Source organism: Rothia sp. HSID18069 (assembly GCF_003989155.1).
Taxonomy (GTDB): domain Bacteria; phylum Actinomycetota; class Actinomycetes; order Actinomycetales; family Micrococcaceae; genus Rothia; species Rothia aeria.
This window is the reverse complement of record NZ_RBMG01000003.1, coordinates 73,197-87,934: the sequence shown is the minus strand read 5'-3', so window position 1 is coordinate 87,934 and position 14,738 is coordinate 73,197. Positions and strand designations below refer to the sequence as shown.

The window sequence follows — 14,738 nt, the reverse complement described above, 5'->3', positions numbered from 1 at the left end:
GATGTTACCGCACCTTAATCTACTCAAAAAGTATTTAATTATATACTTATAGGACTAACAGATAGGAAAATAGGAAGTAACGGGCTGCATTCATGTTGAAGTTAAGCTTGGGACAAACAACCTAGCGGTCGAGCTTCACGGTAGACAGCACGGATCGTACTGTTCGTTGAAATTAAACCTGCTTTTAGCTTCAACGGCTTATCAGCGGATAATTCAGATAACTGCGGCGATACATTGTAGGATGAGCAAGAACAGAAGAATTAATATATAACTTCTAAGGTAAAAAATAGTCGAGCTTTTTAAAGGTTACTTATGCTTCTTAACTGCTCCGGCCTCAAAGTTAGTAAAGCAACTGTTGCTCCCCTATCATCACAAAATTCCACCTCGTATGCTTCATGAGGATCCATATAGGTGTCTATAACTGTACCGATAGATCCTCGAAATAGACTAAGGTTAGGGAAGTCTTGCTGTAGTTGAACAACTTCTAGAATGGAATATTGCATAGTACATTTCCTTAAACTTTTTACCTATAAAGGCCATTTAGAATTCTTTATAAATAAAATTTCGTCATGATCGTTCTCGCAGATTAACCATGTCTATTTCGTGTTCCATTATAAAATTCTCACCGTCTAGTCTCTACAAGTTCTGTTCGTTCTCACCATTGACGTTATGCATCTGCGGTATGGTCTGAAAGATGCACAGAAACACAGCCGAGAGTTTTATTGTACTCTGCCATTTTTGCTAAGCATTAAAAACAATCGTTTCCATAAGTATTGTTTTACCTTTAAAGCGCTATTCGTATATCCGTGCTGCTTCAAAAATATCTGCCAAAACGCTCCACTTTATGTTTTTATCAAAGTTTTCTTCTTTACCTACATTTTGGTAGTACCCGTCCATATCTTTAATCCAAGATCTCATAGCTTCCAAGAATCCGTTCAAAGTATTATTTTCAAACTCTCCTGCATCCATTTCATTAATAAAATTCTGTAAGAAGATTAAAAAATCATCACGGTTTTTAATTTCCATACTTAAATCCTTATCGAACGGTCCTTATCTATAAACACATAAAAATCAATGAAATATTAGTTGGGTTAAGAACATCATTCCCATCATAATAATCTATATGGAAATGGTCATATTTTTTACTCTCCTTATCGAAAAAATTATTTAGCGAATCTCCTAGTATGCTCAATGCTATGCTGTTTCCCTTAATAATAAACTTGTTATCCTTGATTTGGACAGAAACTCTATTAGTTTGGTCTTCCTGATAAATTATCTGCAAAGACTCAAAATTTCTTGGATAGAATTTATCTGAACAAGTCTGGAGATTTAGTGTTGTTGTGGTGGTAGTTTGAGTCAAAATATCTCCTAAAGTTGTCAGGGACAGAATTGTCCCTGAAATTTCAACTTGAGTTTCTTCCGCATTTCCATTAATAAATATCTCTTCCATGCCTTACCGTTTTCTTCTCTGCTAGTTAATTAGTAAAATTATACGTAGCCCTTTGCCAAACAGGTCATAGCTCCTTTTCTACCAGCTGTAATGCTCAAAAGGAGAGCTAGACGAAGCCACGTTTCTTATCGCAGAGCAGGTTGCTCTTGCATATTCATCTCGAAAACTTACAAACATCTCCTCCCGCCCTAGTAGGTTTATCGGCCCGACCTTACTTTATTTCCTTTATTACAGGACAAAAAGAAGCGGCTAGATAGCATTTTTAGTCTGCAAGGGTTTGGAAGTCTTTTCGAAAGAAAATATTTTCAAAAGCATCTTCTACCGTAGTTCCAATTCGACAAAAGTAGCTCTCAAAACCACCAAATATTTCGCCCTTAGGACTTAAGAAATATGTTAAGTGCTCAGAATATCCAACCCCTACTGGACATAAAGAAGATTTAGTGATCTCAGAATATTCTTCCCTCATAATAGGTGAATTAGCAAGTGCTAAATTAGGGCTAAATATTGAAGAGTCTTTGCCACTTCCGCGATACTTGTCATGATGAATTTCGAGGTTCCCAAAGTTACATAAAAAATTTCTTGAAAGGCTATCTAATACGTAACCATCATCAGAAGAAATGATGTTCCCAAAATGGTTTATATTAATTCTACGGTTAGGACGCCACCCATCTCGATATAGAAGCTCCCTAACCGGAGAAGAAAAATAAAAGCTTCTCATTATATAACTCCCCTAACTACTTGTTTTCCTTTTAAATAAATTTTATCATACAAATAAGGCTATAGTATTGAGAGTACAGTTTTAGCGCCTCTCTATCAGGAACATCCTGGTCTCTGGTACAGTAGCCAAGTAAATCATTACCCATAAAAAGAAAATAGATATTTATACTGTCCTTTGATTTATTTATAAATAAATACCTTGTCTGTTCCTGTACTCCCACATAGCATATTGTGCTGTAGTGTCGAATTATCCTGTGATCATATATAATATATTACAGTACTCAACAATGTTGGGAAGATACTTTATGTAGAAAAGTAAAATAAAAAGGACTGTATAAGTGAAGCAACCGTATGAAATACACTCAGATTTTTTCAAGAAAATGATTTCTTCAGGCTGGTATGAAAATAGAGATATTATTCTAGAGTCCTTGCCGCCCCATTTGGAGGAATTGCCTGATGAGGTAAAAAATTTTCTGAGAGAAATCTGGTATTTAACAGTCAGCTATGATGCCTATTATCGCAGTAATGCCCGTGTTTTTCTATCTACAGTACTGTATAGCTTTGGAGAAACTACAAATAAATTATCCGATTATTCAGTGAATGATGAAGATTTTATTTATTATCAAAAATCTGTTGGTAGAAAATTAAGAAATTTTGGTTTTGCGGGTGACCGAGAAGTTCTTATTGATGATCTGGGGAGAATTTATTTTATCCCTGATTCTGGCGACCTGTACTACCTGGGAGGAAAATTCTATGAAGGACTATATAATTTAATATTTAGAACTGGGAAATCGTATATTGTAGAAGACGATGGTGAACTATTTATGGAGTCAGACCAAGGCGTTTTACCGGGGAATATGAACATCAGGGATATTCCGTAAGCACACGCTGGATCTAAAGAAAGATGCGCAGCAAATGGAAAATAATGAATGGTTCTTTGATCATCACAGAAATGTTTAAAAACACTTGTTTTAGTTTTCTAGGAGTATTTTCTATATCATAAGGTGGTAATATGGAAGCTAGTAGCAAAAAACTGCAAGATAAGTTATCCATGCTGCATGCAACAAAAATGACAGAAAAATTGATTGGCGTTCATCTGTTGTCAGTATCAGCAGATAATCCATATAACACGGATTGGATTTCTGATTTTGATATAAACGATATATACAAAGAAAATCCACGGTTTAGGTTCCCTTATGGGGTGCATATAGATAGATTGGCAGAATCTCTATATTTTATTTGTGCGCCGCAAAACGAATTTTTGATTATTTACTATGATTATATTCCTATATACATATCATTTCAGATTACAAACTTAGCTGAGTTCTTAAAAAGCTACGTAAAAGAGCAAAAATCTTTAGATATAACACTATTTTGTTTAAATCGGCGCGAAGTGATCGATATTTTTATAGAAGAAAATGACATTGAAGTTCGGGTGATGCCAATCTTCGATTATTAAACTACATAAATATAGCCTATTTTGGACGCTTGGTTTTTTGCGGGTAATTCATGTAGGTGCGGTCAGCCCGTGCCGTCGGACGTAACCATACATAAGATTTTCTAGGGCCACCTGAACGATTCTGCTTTTCAGATATTTTCTTCGGTCTGCTTCCAGTGTAAATATGCCGAGGTAGCTTTGCATGAGCCTAGAAGCGGGCAAATTCTAGAGAAAATAACGTTGAATATGGTCGATTTTGGAGGATAGATCCGGTCTGACAGAAAGTAGGCGACACTTTCTGCTCATGTGTCCGTGATAGTTGATTACTGGTGTTGATTACTGTTCTGCTGCTCAGACATCTCATTTATCCTACCGTGTATTATGTTTTCATAGGTTATCGTCGACCGCGCCGAAAAACATTTTCAGGCAGTCTGAAACTTCCGTTTCCCGCCCTATCCTTGAAAGGACACACTATGAGTATGTTTGCCATGCTGCACGGAGTATCCCCTGAATTTCTGCGAAGCTGCCAAACCGACAGCAGTATGCTAGATACGCTGGAATACCCTGAAAAAGAAACTCCAGATTTTTTGGTTATCCACTGCTGGGGTGCGCTCACCTACTTGCTTGGCGGCGACGAAACAGGCGCCTGGAATAGCGAGATTCTCACCAGCCGCACCATTATCAGTGGAGAGTGCATTGATCCTGAACACGAGACTGGCATCACCCCAGCGTTTTACCTGGCTGTGGACGAAGTTATCCAGGTTGCTTCCGAACTCGCGCAGATTAGCGATGAAGCCCTGCTTTCGCGCTATGAGCCCGAAAATATGCATGACCTGCACCCTATAGGTGAATGGACAGACTGTCCCGAAATTCGCAGAGAGTTACTTGATGACTTCCACGCCTTGCAAGCTTTCTATGCTGTCCAAGCCAACGCTGGCAATGCTGTGATTAACTACCTTGTCTGATTTTCAGGCATCGTGAAGATATCGTTTTGTAGGGTTGCGCCCGCAGGCAAGGATTCAGCTCTTATGGTTGTCTGACAACCTTAACAACAGTGTTTTAGGGGCGATTAGGTGTTTAGCCTCTGTCCTGTACGCAATGAAGCAGCAGTCTTTCCCCTGTCAGTTCGGTGGAACCTAAACCCACAACAACAATCGCCCCATCATGTACACGCAAGCAGAAACCGTTACTGGACCCATGGGAGTTACCTCCGCGCAAGTCCGTCATCTTGCTTCTCGGTACATTAGAAGCGCAATACATTTTTGAGATTTAGAAAGAACATAAGGGGAACCGCATGCCAAATAAATTATTGTTTCAGACTTTACAAAATTCTGAACTACCCGTCTGGGACAAAGTACAGGTTATTTTAGATTTAGCTGAGCAGAAAAATAATGAAGTTTACCCAATTATCTTAAAACTAATAGAGCAGCCAGAATTTAATAATTGTAAAGGAACATTGGTGTATGCGTTAGAAAATTATCCCCCGGAGCCTCTATTCGAAAAAGCTATTGAATGGTTAATACATGGAGAATTCGAAGTCGCGCATGGGGCCTTTAATATCATTAATAAAATATCAAAATTATCAGGTGATTCAGTTGGTGATGCTTATGAATCCATAGGATTTGCTTCTAAAGATCATAAAAATGAAGAGTGGAGAACTGAACTGTTGAATGAGGTTTTAGATATGTTTGAGTAATAAATTAATCTGTGATTTAAAAGAGTTTTTAGACATGCGAAGCCATAATAATAAATATATGATTATATGAGAGAATTTTAAATATGCCCCTTCCTAATGAAAGCTACTTTATTGGTACAAAAGATGGTAAAGTTTAGGAACTTTTTGTTATAAACTTTGGTTTAAAAATCGCTTGGATTAAATATTTATAAATTGTGCAATTGGTCTGGAGCTTTATGTACTGTAATATTTGTGCGTCCGATTATGAATTTATCAATTTTTTAAATACCTTTATTGCTGAGAATGGGTTATCTGTTTACGATCCTATAAATAAATTATGGCTGCGCCGCATTGACGAAAAGGTGAATGCAAAAAGTTCATTTATATATAACATTGCTGTTTACAAGATGGAGGATACAACAAAAATTCCTGTACGTTTTGAAAGATTTTTATCAGTTCATAAATATAGTGAAACTGATTCAAAAATATATTGCGGCGTAATTTCATGTGTTAACGATCATAAACTCACGCAAAAGATGTTTTTAAAATTAAAGCGCAAGACTAGTAAAAACTTTGAAAAAGGGATGAAGTGGCTAGACGAAAATTTGAACGTTAATCCTAATAGTGTGTTGAATAGTTATTTTTGGTCTACATCTTTAGACCGCGATAAAAAGTATTACTCATCGGGTAATGGAGTTAATCAAATTACCCCTTTCTGATTTCCAAAAACAAGCCGTCCAGCATGCATGTGGTGTGGGTGCGGACTACACGCACGTAGTTTCTCCCTTTTTTGTAGTTCACCATCCTAAACCCTGTGGCTCATAAGTGAACATACTCGGTTTTACCACTTGTTAGATCAAGTTACACCCCACAATGGTTACCATTGACCAATCAAAAACTTGTAACTGTTCGTGATAAGATTTACCCATTACCTGAGTAATACATGTAGTACGGTATGGTTCCGTAAGATGTGGAAAATTACGGATCCCTCTGTAGAAATTTGATGGTAACCTCATTTGATGTCAAACTAATGTGAAGGTATAGTAATACATAGTGTATATTAATAATATATACTCTATTATTCAAGCTGAAAGAGGTACAGCTATGAAAATTTCAATAAACGCAGATGATTTAGATCAATTTAAATTTTTTCTCAACACTTTACTTCTTGGAGGGGTAACTGCCCTGCTACAAAAGAAAGCAAATATTGATGATATAGAATATTTAATGTTTGGACCTAAAAGTATTGAACTTTTGAAATTGATCCCTGTTGAATCTGTATACTCAGATCTAATTCATCAAGGAACGGAAATTGAAGATATAGCTAGTTTATTACCTGGTGAGTTAAATAATTATTTAGAATCTTTACAAGAAGCAATATTACATAACTATCAATCAATTTCTTTGTCAAAACAAGACCCAGTTAAGATTACTTTATTTTTTGATAAGACTGAATATTTGGTTAAATAAATCATGGTAAGCGTAGCGTAGTAATCGTAGGCTGGGTCGTGCGCCAACAAAACAGCCGTGTCCGTCTGCCGCCGCTACGACAATACCGGATACACCTACGACGATGCCCTAGGCACCACTCCGATTTACAGTCACCCCTCCCCCACCGACGAAAGCCAGTACTTCCAAGATGGTACCGAACTTTTTCGTACCGAAACTCAAAAGCTGACAGCACTACCAAAACCTGGGTACCTACAACCTGTTCAGATCTAGCCTCTCTGACGAGTGCCGGGATAAACCGGCTTGAACATCGGCCACAAACCGAAGCGCACTCACTTTGTTCGGGGCGGAACGAGATCACTTTAAGAGTACACTTACAAAGGCAACCACCCCTATAACTATACTGGCCACGGTCAGGAACAATACCTCTCCCTGAGCCATCTGCGCATGATTGTTGAGGACTGCTAAAAAGAAATATTAGAGTTGATAATTTATAAGGAGCTTTATGACAAAGTTATTTGATGTTTCTGCTGAAGAGGCTATCTATATTGATAACTCAGAATCTATTTTACTGAAACTTTCAAATGAATTTTCCGAGGTGAATATATATTTCCCCAAAGATAACATTCAAGATTTTAAAGATTTTATTACAGAAAAAACACAATACATAAAGCTAGGGTTTATTCTTGGATATTCAGTCATATGGAAAAGAAAAAACTCTGATATTTATCTATTGATTGGCGATGATGAAAGCACTTGGGATGTCTGTTTTATAATGAATAAATCAACAATGCTAGATATTCTAAATGAAATTGAGGGCTTGTTATAATATAAAAGCATCAAACCTTTCCTGCTCATACAGACAACATGCTGAAGAAGTAAAACATGACTAACTCCGTATCAACAGGTAGCATTTATTGGATTTCAGATGAGGAAATTAGTACTCTAGAAGAAAAGGCCCACAATGGGGATAAAAATTCATCGTTTAAGTTATACCAATATCATATGTTTGTATCTTTAAATCAAGATTTAGAATTTAAATGGCTGGAAATAGCGGCAAAAAATGGACACCCCATTGCCCAATCCAACTTAGCTGATTTACTTTTAGCACAAGGTGACAAAAAGAAATATATATTCTAGAATCAGCTATCAGAAGCAAGATATTCTCACGATGGATGCAATACAGATCTTTGTTATTTTTTGAGGGCTATGGAGATTACAATATGAACAACTTAAAAATTTTAGGATGGGATAAAAACCAAAAACTTTGTACAGGTATATCAAAGAAGGTGATATTTTTGCGTATTAAAAATCTTGGGATCCGCGACAGTAATGGAGGTTAAAATGGCTGAGGTAAATAGACCTGATGTTATAGCAGGACGAGAATTAACCAATACATTTGATATTGATGCCATGAATTATTATGATATTCAAATAATTACGCATGATTTTATCAAAAACGTACTTTTATTTAGCCCTTGTATTCATAATCAAATACCTGATACTTTAATACAATTAGCAGAAAATACGTGTTGTAAAATTCTATTGAATTTATCCAATGTCTTATCAAATGAGGAATTGAAGAAGGAACGAATAAGAGTTTGGAAAATTCATGATTCACAAACATCATCACATGAAAGAAACTTTACTCAACTTATACTAGGAGGGTTATCAGATGAAGAACAATTCACTGATACACTTGAGAACTGCGCTACAGTATCCGATATAGTACTTCCCACTTTCTTTAATGTGTATAAATTATGCGGAGAGGAACTTTGTAAAAAATACCTAGAGTTTCTAGTTAATCACCCTACTTTAAGGAAGTATCGTATTGAACATGTTTGAACCAAAAGTTGAATATACTGATTGAATTGCCCCAAAGACGATATTCAACGTGGGTTATTAAAAACTACTGGTTTAGCATACTGCTGTGGTGGCTCCTGTTTTCCGTATTTTTAGTCTACTATGGAAGGAACACTTACTTGCACATTTAATCTGCTTGGCGGACCGATGATTTCATTTTTCTGGTGATATTATTCCATTTAGCAAACGTAGGCTGGGGCAAGACCCAACAAACATCAAGGTTGTCTGAAATAAATTTTCAGACGACCTTTTTCCTATATGCAACTATCACTTGTTTCGACTACAACGAAAATGGTCAGATCTAAATCATAGCCCCAGCACCAGCGGAGAGCTTCTTTCCCGTGTGACGGAATGCTTCTATAGTGGAGGAGACTTGACGGTGAACGAACTGATGAAACAGATAGATGATTATATGGACTACTACAACTGGGAGCGATGCAGAGTTTGAAATTGAAAAAGCTGGGTTCTGTTGCATACAGAACCCAGCTTATGCGGAGCGCCTGAAGAGGTTTTTATGAGTGTCCGATCGCCCGAGTGAGGGTCAGCTCAACCCGAATCCGGATTTTCAGACGACCTCTTCTCTCTCTATCAATCAGCGTTCAGCAGGCAATTAATACAACCCTTCGCGCTCTTCGCGGGTGGAAATGTAGATGTTTTTCACCTGCGTGTAGGCGGCGAGCATCATTTTGTGGGTTTCGCGGCCGATGCCTGAAGTTTTGTAGCCGCCGAACGGCGCGCCTGCGGGCAGGCGGTTGTAGCAGTTCACCCAGACACGACCGGTTTCCAGTGCGTTGGAGACGCGCAGGCAGCGGTTGATGTCTTTGCTCCAAACTGCGCCGCCCAAGCCGTATTCGCTGTCGTTGGCCATTTTGACGACTTCTTCTTCGGTTTTGAATTTAATCACGGTGGCAACCGGGCCGAAGATTTCTTCTTGGGCAACGCGGGCGTTGTTGTTGTCAGCCTCAATCAAGGTCGGCTCGATAAATTCACCTTTGCCCAATTCGCCTTCGAGCTTTTTGCCGCCGGTGATGATGCGGCAGCCTTCCTGCTCACCGATTTTGACATATTTCAAAATGGTTTCAAGCTGGCCGGCGTTGACTTGCGAACCCATTTGGGTATCGTCTTCCCAAGGCAGTCCGACTTTGATTTTTTTGAACTCTTCCGCCAAGGCGTTGACGAATTTGTCGTAAATGCCTTCTTGTACGAAGATGCGCGAGCCGGCGCTGCACACTTGGCCTTGGTTGAACAAAATGCCTTTTTGCGCGCCTTCGAGGGCTTTGTCGAACGGCATGTCGTCAAAGAAGATGTTGGCGGATTTGCCGCCCAGCTCCAAGGTAGAGGGAATGAGCATTTCGGCGGCAGCGATGCCGATGCGGCGGCCGATTTCGGTTGAGCCGGTGAAGGCGAGTTTGTTGAAGCCTTTGTGGTGCAGCATGTATTCGCCGGATTTTGAACCGCGTCCGGTAATGATGTTCAGCACGCCTTTAGGCAGCAGGTGGGTAATTTTTTGAGCGAGCGACAACAGGCTCAGCGAAGTGCTGGAAGACGGGTGGATGACGATGGTACAGCCTGCGGCGAGCGCGGGTGCGATTTTCCAAGCCGCCATCAGGAAGGGGAAGTTCCACGGAATAATCTGACCGACGACGCCGATAGGTTCGCGCAATACGATGGACAGGTCTTCGGAGTCAAGTTGGGTTGCGGTGCCTTCTTCGCCGCGGATGACGCTGGCGAAATAACGGAAATGGTCGGAAGCCAGTGGGATGTCGGCGGCGCGGGTTTCGCGGATGGGTTTGCCGTTGTCCAGTGTTTCCTGCAGGGCGAACAATTCCAAGTTTTCGTCAATCACATCGGCGATTTTGTTGAGTATGGCGGCGCGTTCGGTTGCGGTGGTCTTGCGCCATGTTTTGAACGCTTCCTGCGCGGCGGCGACGGCGGCATCGACATCGGCGTCAGTCGCGTCGGTAAATTTCGCCAATGCTTCGCCATTGGCGGGATTGTAAGAATCCAAAAGCGTGCCGGGGCTCGTCCACGCGCCGTTAATCAAAAGGCCATACTCTTTATCGAACACATTTAAATCTTTTGCCATGATGCTGTCCCCTTAGTTGCCTTTCTTGGGTTCTGGACGTTTCTCCAACGTCACTTAAAACAGGATAGTATTTTTTCTCTTTCGGTTCAAGCATTAAAAATGAGAACGTTCTCGAAATTCCAGATATGCATAAAACAGCAGCCAGGCAAATCTTGATTACGTATGGGGACGAGGGCGGTTTATTAATAATATATTAAGTTCTCAGACAAGCCTTGTTTGGTTGAGACCAAGGAATCTATCTTAATGAACAGCACCATTCTGATCCCAAATTTTCCGGAGCTTTGGGCGACATAATTACCTGCGTCACCACCAGGGTTTGTGCCTACTCAAATTTGTTGGCATTAGGCGGGTCAAACGCGAACAAAAGAACTTGCAGCGGTTGTTAAACCTACCCTTGCGCATCGGCACAAATGAGCATTTGATGCAAACCGAAGCACAGCTGCGCGAATATTTTTTCTGGTACGCGCCGCTCTTTCGATACTGCATTGCATACGCACGAAACATCGTTTCAAAATGAAGCGTGGCAAGGATTTGCCCCAAATCCCACACGGCAAAACGGGCAGGTCAGCAGCCGAGAACAGGCAGCCCGCATGGGCAAACCGTCCGCCGTGCGCGCCGTCGCCAATGCCGAAGACGAAAGCCTCAGGAAGTGAACTACCTCCACTGCGACCACATCAACATCCCAGGGAGATGACCAATAAAGGCGGCAACCTGCTGTGGTTCGGTATCTATACCGAATGGGATCGTCTGAAAGAGGAAACCAAGGTAACGGATACTGTTTACCAGCCCTTTCGCCCGCAAAGCCAGCACTGTGACCGTGAGATGGGCGCGCTACGGCTTCTTCAGGTACTATGAACCTGATGCGGGTCGGTTTGTGAATTAGAATTCGATTAGGTTATAGGCGGAGAGGATCTGTATCAGTTTGGGTCGAATGTACAAGATTGGCGAGATACTTTAAGGTTAATAGGACAATGTGGTTGTAGAAGGGTATTTGCTGGAAATTGGACCGTGTCACCGATGTCCTTAATAACCTTAGAAATATGAATATAAAATTAGGAGTATAAAATGAAAGTATATGGAACTGGAATCTATGAGAACGATAGAGCTGATCTTGCTGGGTTGGCATATTTGTACTTCTCAATATCTCAAATCGAAGATGTTATTGAATGGATGAAAGGTACTGATGAACCTGCCCAACAATTATTAGGGTATTTAGACATGTTACTCATGATTGCTAAAAAATTTCCCGATGATACCAACTTGAAAATAAAAAACAAAGAGTTTCTGAATGGCAAATTATTTTTAATGAATGGTTTGTAAGAGCCGAAAAAAAGCTACAGAAAAAGTATCGTGATTCAATTAAAAATGATTCAGAAAAACTATTTGAAGAGATAAAAAGTACTGTCACTCAATAAGCTGGCTATAAACGTTAAATAAATAGTCTATTTTTAGATTTTAATAAGGAGTATATTTTTATGGGAGTTTGGGGATATAAATTTTACGAAAACGACGAAGCGGCAGATTGGTTACATAAATTTTGGAACACCAAAAGCTTTGACCTACTAGTTAAAGAAGTGGAGCAATTTGATCCTAGGAACGAAAAATATGACACAATAAGAGTGATCGCACATATTTTAATTTGATTTTAGTTCACCTTATACATGTCCAGAGGATTTTCTAGATCAAAGAAGCATAATCATTAAGAGGGTTTTGACAATACTTGAAAATATGATAAATCCTCCAAATAGCGATTGGGAATTCTTAGACATATGGGATAATGATCCTACAATTATCTCTGAGGTAGAAAAACAAATCATAGAACTCAAAAAAATTGTATAGGATATATGTCCTAAATAAAATTTACTAGATATTAAAAACCGTTATTGCATTGTTTATACAACTCGCTGGACGGTTCGTTGCCGTTGCGTTTTGCGCCGCTGGTAGCAGAGGACGGTTCGGATGAAGACTACTTCCTCTTCGCTAGTGGCAGCAGAAGACGCCAACAGCAGCCATCAGCGTTTCGGTTAACATCTGCTGACCGGACCAGTTTGCTGCAGTACGTTATCGACAACAACGGCCGGGTGCTCTCGCTGAGCTTCGGAAATGGGGGTAACGGCTGGCAGGAAATATGAACAACGCATCTGCTGCATTAGATTTAGTTATAGATTCTTATTGGGAAGATGCTAAAACAGGAAAATAAAAATGGGAAAAATTCTAAAAGCAAGGATTGCCATAAAGCATAGAGAGCCCAGAAATACAAAAAATATTATCTCCAAAATATAATTGTACATAACGAGAATTTTTAATATGGGTAAAATTATTTTAAATGTAATTAATTATGAAATGGTTTATGATCAATTAGATACAAGTTGTTTCAATATTATATTTGAAGGTGGATATTTTAATATTCAGTCTTCTGTATATATAGATCCTGATTTCGAGTATTCAGAGATTGCTTATTTCGAGCTATCCGGTCAGGAAAATGGAAGGTACCTAGACCCAGAAAAAATTATTTTTCAACCTAAAAGAATCATAATTATTTTTGACAAAAATGAAAAATTTCTGGACACCATTCAAGAAATACACATTATTTTTTCTAATGAAATAAAAAAGGAATTGGTTGATTTTTTTAACAATTGTTTATTTTTTGGTGAGTTTATTCAGTACTCATCTGATTTTGATAAACATAAAATTATGCGGCAAACTCTTGATCGTGAAGTTATAGATTGGGAAGAGGATATAGAGTAGCGTAGAAAGCGTAGCTCACATAGGTAATAAGTGTATTTTTACCCTTGTCGGGCGAAAATGCAAAAACTCAAATCAAGCCGCTCGGATACTGTTTCCGGCAAAGTAATCACGCATCCGGGCGTTTAATACCATCAGCAGTTTGCGCACACACGCCGTAACGGCAACGAATAAGCGGTTCAGAACCGTGTTGCCACCATGGTAGCCATATACAGCGCCTTATGTACCGCAGACCTTCCACCGAAGTAGTGGCTTTTGAATTTGGTTTCGTCGCTCTGTCTCATGTGCAGCGCGATGCCGATCAGACTCGCTATCCGATTGTTCGGCAACCGTTTCAACTCGGGCAACATCGCAAGAGGCATTAGATATAATTACAGAACACCATGATCGGCGCATGATAGGAAGATTTCCATTAGCCTGTGGTAAATGTGGTAATTCAGTAGATGGTTGATGAATATAATTGTTTAACAATTCAATTAAGGAAAATATCATGTTTTTGGAAGAAGACGACAGATTCGACAGGGTACACTTGTGGTTAGGAACTGTAACAGATTCAGAAGATCAGTATGAGCAGTATTTCGAACAAGATAGTTTGCCAGAGGGTGTGTTTTGCCCTTTTTGTAAAGATATTGGATTAGATGAAGAATACGATGAAGACTATATTGGAATTATTCCTTTATTTCCTAAAGTAGTTTCTTTGAATAAATTATTAGTTGAAGCTGCGATAGATGAATCTGAATTACCAGCCGTAAAAGCAAAATGTAAAGAGCTGGGTATTACAAAAGGTAATGCTGTCTTATGGTATTCAGACCCTGATTTAAAAATTTCTCCAGATAAAAAATATAATGGTTTAACATATATCGGTGAGTTTCGTGGAGATTAATATGCAAAAAGCGTAAGCACCAATGCCGTCTGAAAAGTTTTAGATAAAATTTTCAGGCGGCATTTTTGTTTTTAACAACATATTTTATCTAGCTGGCAACCGCCCTGAGATCTGGGCATACGCCTACGCCCCGTTCGGACGAAGGCTCTCCAAAGAACGCCAAGACAAACTGGCTTGGACGAGCAGCAAACCGAAACGCACCCCGTCTAGGATGGCAGCCGTCTATTGCAGGAGTACACCTACAAAGGCTGCTGCGACCCCCTAGCCAAAATCTTCCACAACAACCAAAACAAAGAAGAATAAATACCTCGCTTATTATTTCCGCACCGACCACATCGGTATCCCAGAGAGATGACTGCCCCCCCCCCGCAATCTCCTGTGGTACGGCGAATACACCGCCTGGGGTCGCCTGAAAGGACGAATGGGTCTATC

Annotated in this window: 22 protein-coding genes and 1 pseudogene; 17 read left to right on the top strand and 6 right to left on the bottom strand. The window is 39.6% G+C overall.

The genetic code is table 11. The features are described from left to right. Positions 1–299 precede the first annotated feature (299 nt). The 4 genes from D8M41_RS12165 to D8M41_RS08175 form a co-directional block, all read right to left on the bottom strand. The gene (locus D8M41_RS12165; protein WP_039954748.1) at positions 300–503 is read right to left on the bottom strand and encodes a DUF4926 domain-containing protein; all 204 of its coding nucleotides are present in this window, start codon (positions 501–503) and stop codon (positions 300–302) included. A 289-nt stretch (positions 504–792) separates the two neighbouring features. Further along, positions 793–1,026 (bottom strand): DUF7660 family protein, encoded by a 234-nt coding sequence (locus D8M41_RS08185; protein ID WP_006887034.1) that lies wholly within the window; start codon positions 1,024–1,026, stop codon positions 793–795. Between the two features lie 28 nt (positions 1,027–1,054). Continuing rightward, a complete protein-coding gene (locus tag D8M41_RS08180) occupies positions 1,055–1,450 on the bottom strand; it encodes an Imm32 family immunity protein (RefSeq protein WP_006887086.1) in 396 nt (131 codons plus the stop codon). 262 nt (positions 1,451–1,712) lie between these two features. Continuing rightward, on the bottom strand, positions 1,713–2,168 hold the full coding sequence (locus tag D8M41_RS08175; protein ID WP_081481229.1) for an SUKH-3 domain-containing protein: 456 nt from the start codon (positions 2,166–2,168) through the stop codon (positions 1,713–1,715). Positions 2,169–2,505: 337 nt separating this feature from the next. Between D8M41_RS08175 and D8M41_RS08170 the strand changes: the two genes are divergently transcribed. From D8M41_RS08170 to D8M41_RS12160, 11 genes are all read left to right on the top strand, one after another. Beyond that, entirely contained in the window at positions 2,506–3,048 is a 543-nt protein-coding gene (locus D8M41_RS08170) for an SUKH-3 domain-containing protein (protein ID WP_006887063.1), read from the top strand. A 131-nt stretch (positions 3,049–3,179) separates the two neighbouring features. Further along, on the top strand, positions 3,180–3,626 hold the full coding sequence (locus D8M41_RS08165; RefSeq protein ID WP_126926782.1) for a hypothetical protein: 447 nt from the start codon (positions 3,180–3,182) through the stop codon (positions 3,624–3,626). 452 nt (positions 3,627–4,078) lie between these two features. Beyond that, entirely contained in the window at positions 4,079–4,570 is a 492-nt protein-coding gene (locus tag D8M41_RS08160) for a DUF1877 family protein (protein ID WP_006887074.1), read from the top strand. Between the two features lie 329 nt (positions 4,571–4,899). Further along, the gene (locus D8M41_RS08155) at positions 4,900–5,301 is read left to right on the top strand and encodes a hypothetical protein (protein WP_006887048.1); all 402 of its coding nucleotides are present in this window, start codon (positions 4,900–4,902) and stop codon (positions 5,299–5,301) included. Positions 5,302–5,516: 215 nt separating this feature from the next. Then, the gene (locus D8M41_RS08150) at positions 5,517–5,999 is read left to right on the top strand and encodes a hypothetical protein (protein ID WP_126926781.1); all 483 of its coding nucleotides are present in this window, start codon (positions 5,517–5,519) and stop codon (positions 5,997–5,999) included. A gap of 334 nt (positions 6,000–6,333) precedes the next feature. Then, positions 6,334–6,750 (top strand): DUF3969 family protein, encoded by a 417-nt coding sequence (locus D8M41_RS08145; protein WP_198429993.1) that lies wholly within the window; start codon positions 6,334–6,336, stop codon positions 6,748–6,750. A 57-nt stretch (positions 6,751–6,807) separates the two neighbouring features. Further along, the gene (locus D8M41_RS08140) at positions 6,808–7,002 is read left to right on the top strand and encodes a hypothetical protein (protein WP_023134387.1); all 195 of its coding nucleotides are present in this window, start codon (positions 6,808–6,810) and stop codon (positions 7,000–7,002) included. Positions 7,003–7,234: 232 nt separating this feature from the next. After that, positions 7,235–7,558 (top strand): hypothetical protein, encoded by a 324-nt coding sequence (locus D8M41_RS08135; RefSeq protein WP_006887095.1) that lies wholly within the window; start codon positions 7,235–7,237, stop codon positions 7,556–7,558. Positions 7,559–7,614: 56 nt separating this feature from the next. Then, complete coding sequence (locus D8M41_RS08130; RefSeq protein WP_037286915.1) at positions 7,615–7,869, top strand: hypothetical protein; 255 nt, start codon at positions 7,615–7,617, stop codon at positions 7,867–7,869. A gap of 204 nt (positions 7,870–8,073) precedes the next feature. Beyond that, the gene (locus D8M41_RS08125) at positions 8,074–8,574 is read left to right on the top strand and encodes a hypothetical protein (protein ID WP_126926780.1); all 501 of its coding nucleotides are present in this window, start codon (positions 8,074–8,076) and stop codon (positions 8,572–8,574) included. A gap of 361 nt (positions 8,575–8,935) precedes the next feature. Then, on the top strand, positions 8,936–9,040 hold the full coding sequence (locus D8M41_RS12160) for an IS3 family transposase (protein WP_371873039.1): 105 nt from the start codon (positions 8,936–8,938) through the stop codon (positions 9,038–9,040). A 162-nt stretch (positions 9,041–9,202) separates the two neighbouring features. On the opposite strand, the gene D8M41_RS08115 is transcribed toward D8M41_RS12160, so the two are convergent. Next, positions 9,203–10,678 (bottom strand): aldehyde dehydrogenase family protein, encoded by a 1,476-nt coding sequence (locus tag D8M41_RS08115; RefSeq protein ID WP_023134391.1) that lies wholly within the window; start codon positions 10,676–10,678, stop codon positions 9,203–9,205. A gap of 690 nt (positions 10,679–11,368) precedes the next feature. Here D8M41_RS08115 and D8M41_RS08110 point away from each other — a divergent pair. The 5 genes from D8M41_RS08110 (at position 11,369) to D8M41_RS08090 (ending at position 13,426) form a co-directional block, all read left to right on the top strand. Continuing rightward, a complete protein-coding gene (locus D8M41_RS08110) occupies positions 11,369–11,533 on the top strand; it encodes a hypothetical protein (RefSeq protein ID WP_023134393.1) in 165 nt (54 codons plus the stop codon). Positions 11,534–11,743: 210 nt separating this feature from the next. Beyond that, the gene (locus D8M41_RS08105) at positions 11,744–11,998 is read left to right on the top strand and encodes a hypothetical protein (protein WP_023134394.1); all 255 of its coding nucleotides are present in this window, start codon (positions 11,744–11,746) and stop codon (positions 11,996–11,998) included. Between the two features lie 155 nt (positions 11,999–12,153). Further along, positions 12,154–12,321: a DUF4259 domain-containing protein gene (locus tag D8M41_RS12155; RefSeq protein ID WP_023134395.1), complete on the top strand. Its 168-nt coding sequence runs from the start codon at positions 12,154–12,156 to the stop codon at positions 12,319–12,321. Positions 12,322–12,561: 240 nt separating this feature from the next. After that, entirely contained in the window at positions 12,562–12,810 is a 249-nt protein-coding gene (locus D8M41_RS08095) for a hypothetical protein (protein ID WP_196806346.1), read from the top strand. Between the two features lie 175 nt (positions 12,811–12,985). Continuing rightward, positions 12,986–13,426 carry a hypothetical protein gene (locus D8M41_RS08090; RefSeq protein ID WP_023134397.1) on the top strand — a complete coding sequence of 147 codons (441 nt, stop codon included), beginning with the start codon at positions 12,986–12,988 and terminating at the stop codon, positions 13,424–13,426. Between the two features lie 72 nt (positions 13,427–13,498). On the opposite strand, the pseudogene D8M41_RS08085 reads toward D8M41_RS08090, so the two are convergent. Beyond that, positions 13,499–13,779, bottom strand: a pseudogene (locus D8M41_RS08085) (transposase); the annotation flags it as partial. Positions 13,780–13,913: 134 nt separating this feature from the next. Here D8M41_RS08085 and D8M41_RS08080 point away from each other — a divergent pair. Continuing rightward, positions 13,914–14,306 carry an immunity 22 family protein gene (locus D8M41_RS08080; RefSeq protein WP_023134399.1) on the top strand — a complete coding sequence of 131 codons (393 nt, stop codon included), beginning with the start codon at positions 13,914–13,916 and terminating at the stop codon, positions 14,304–14,306. Positions 14,307–14,738: the final 432 nt, after the last annotated feature.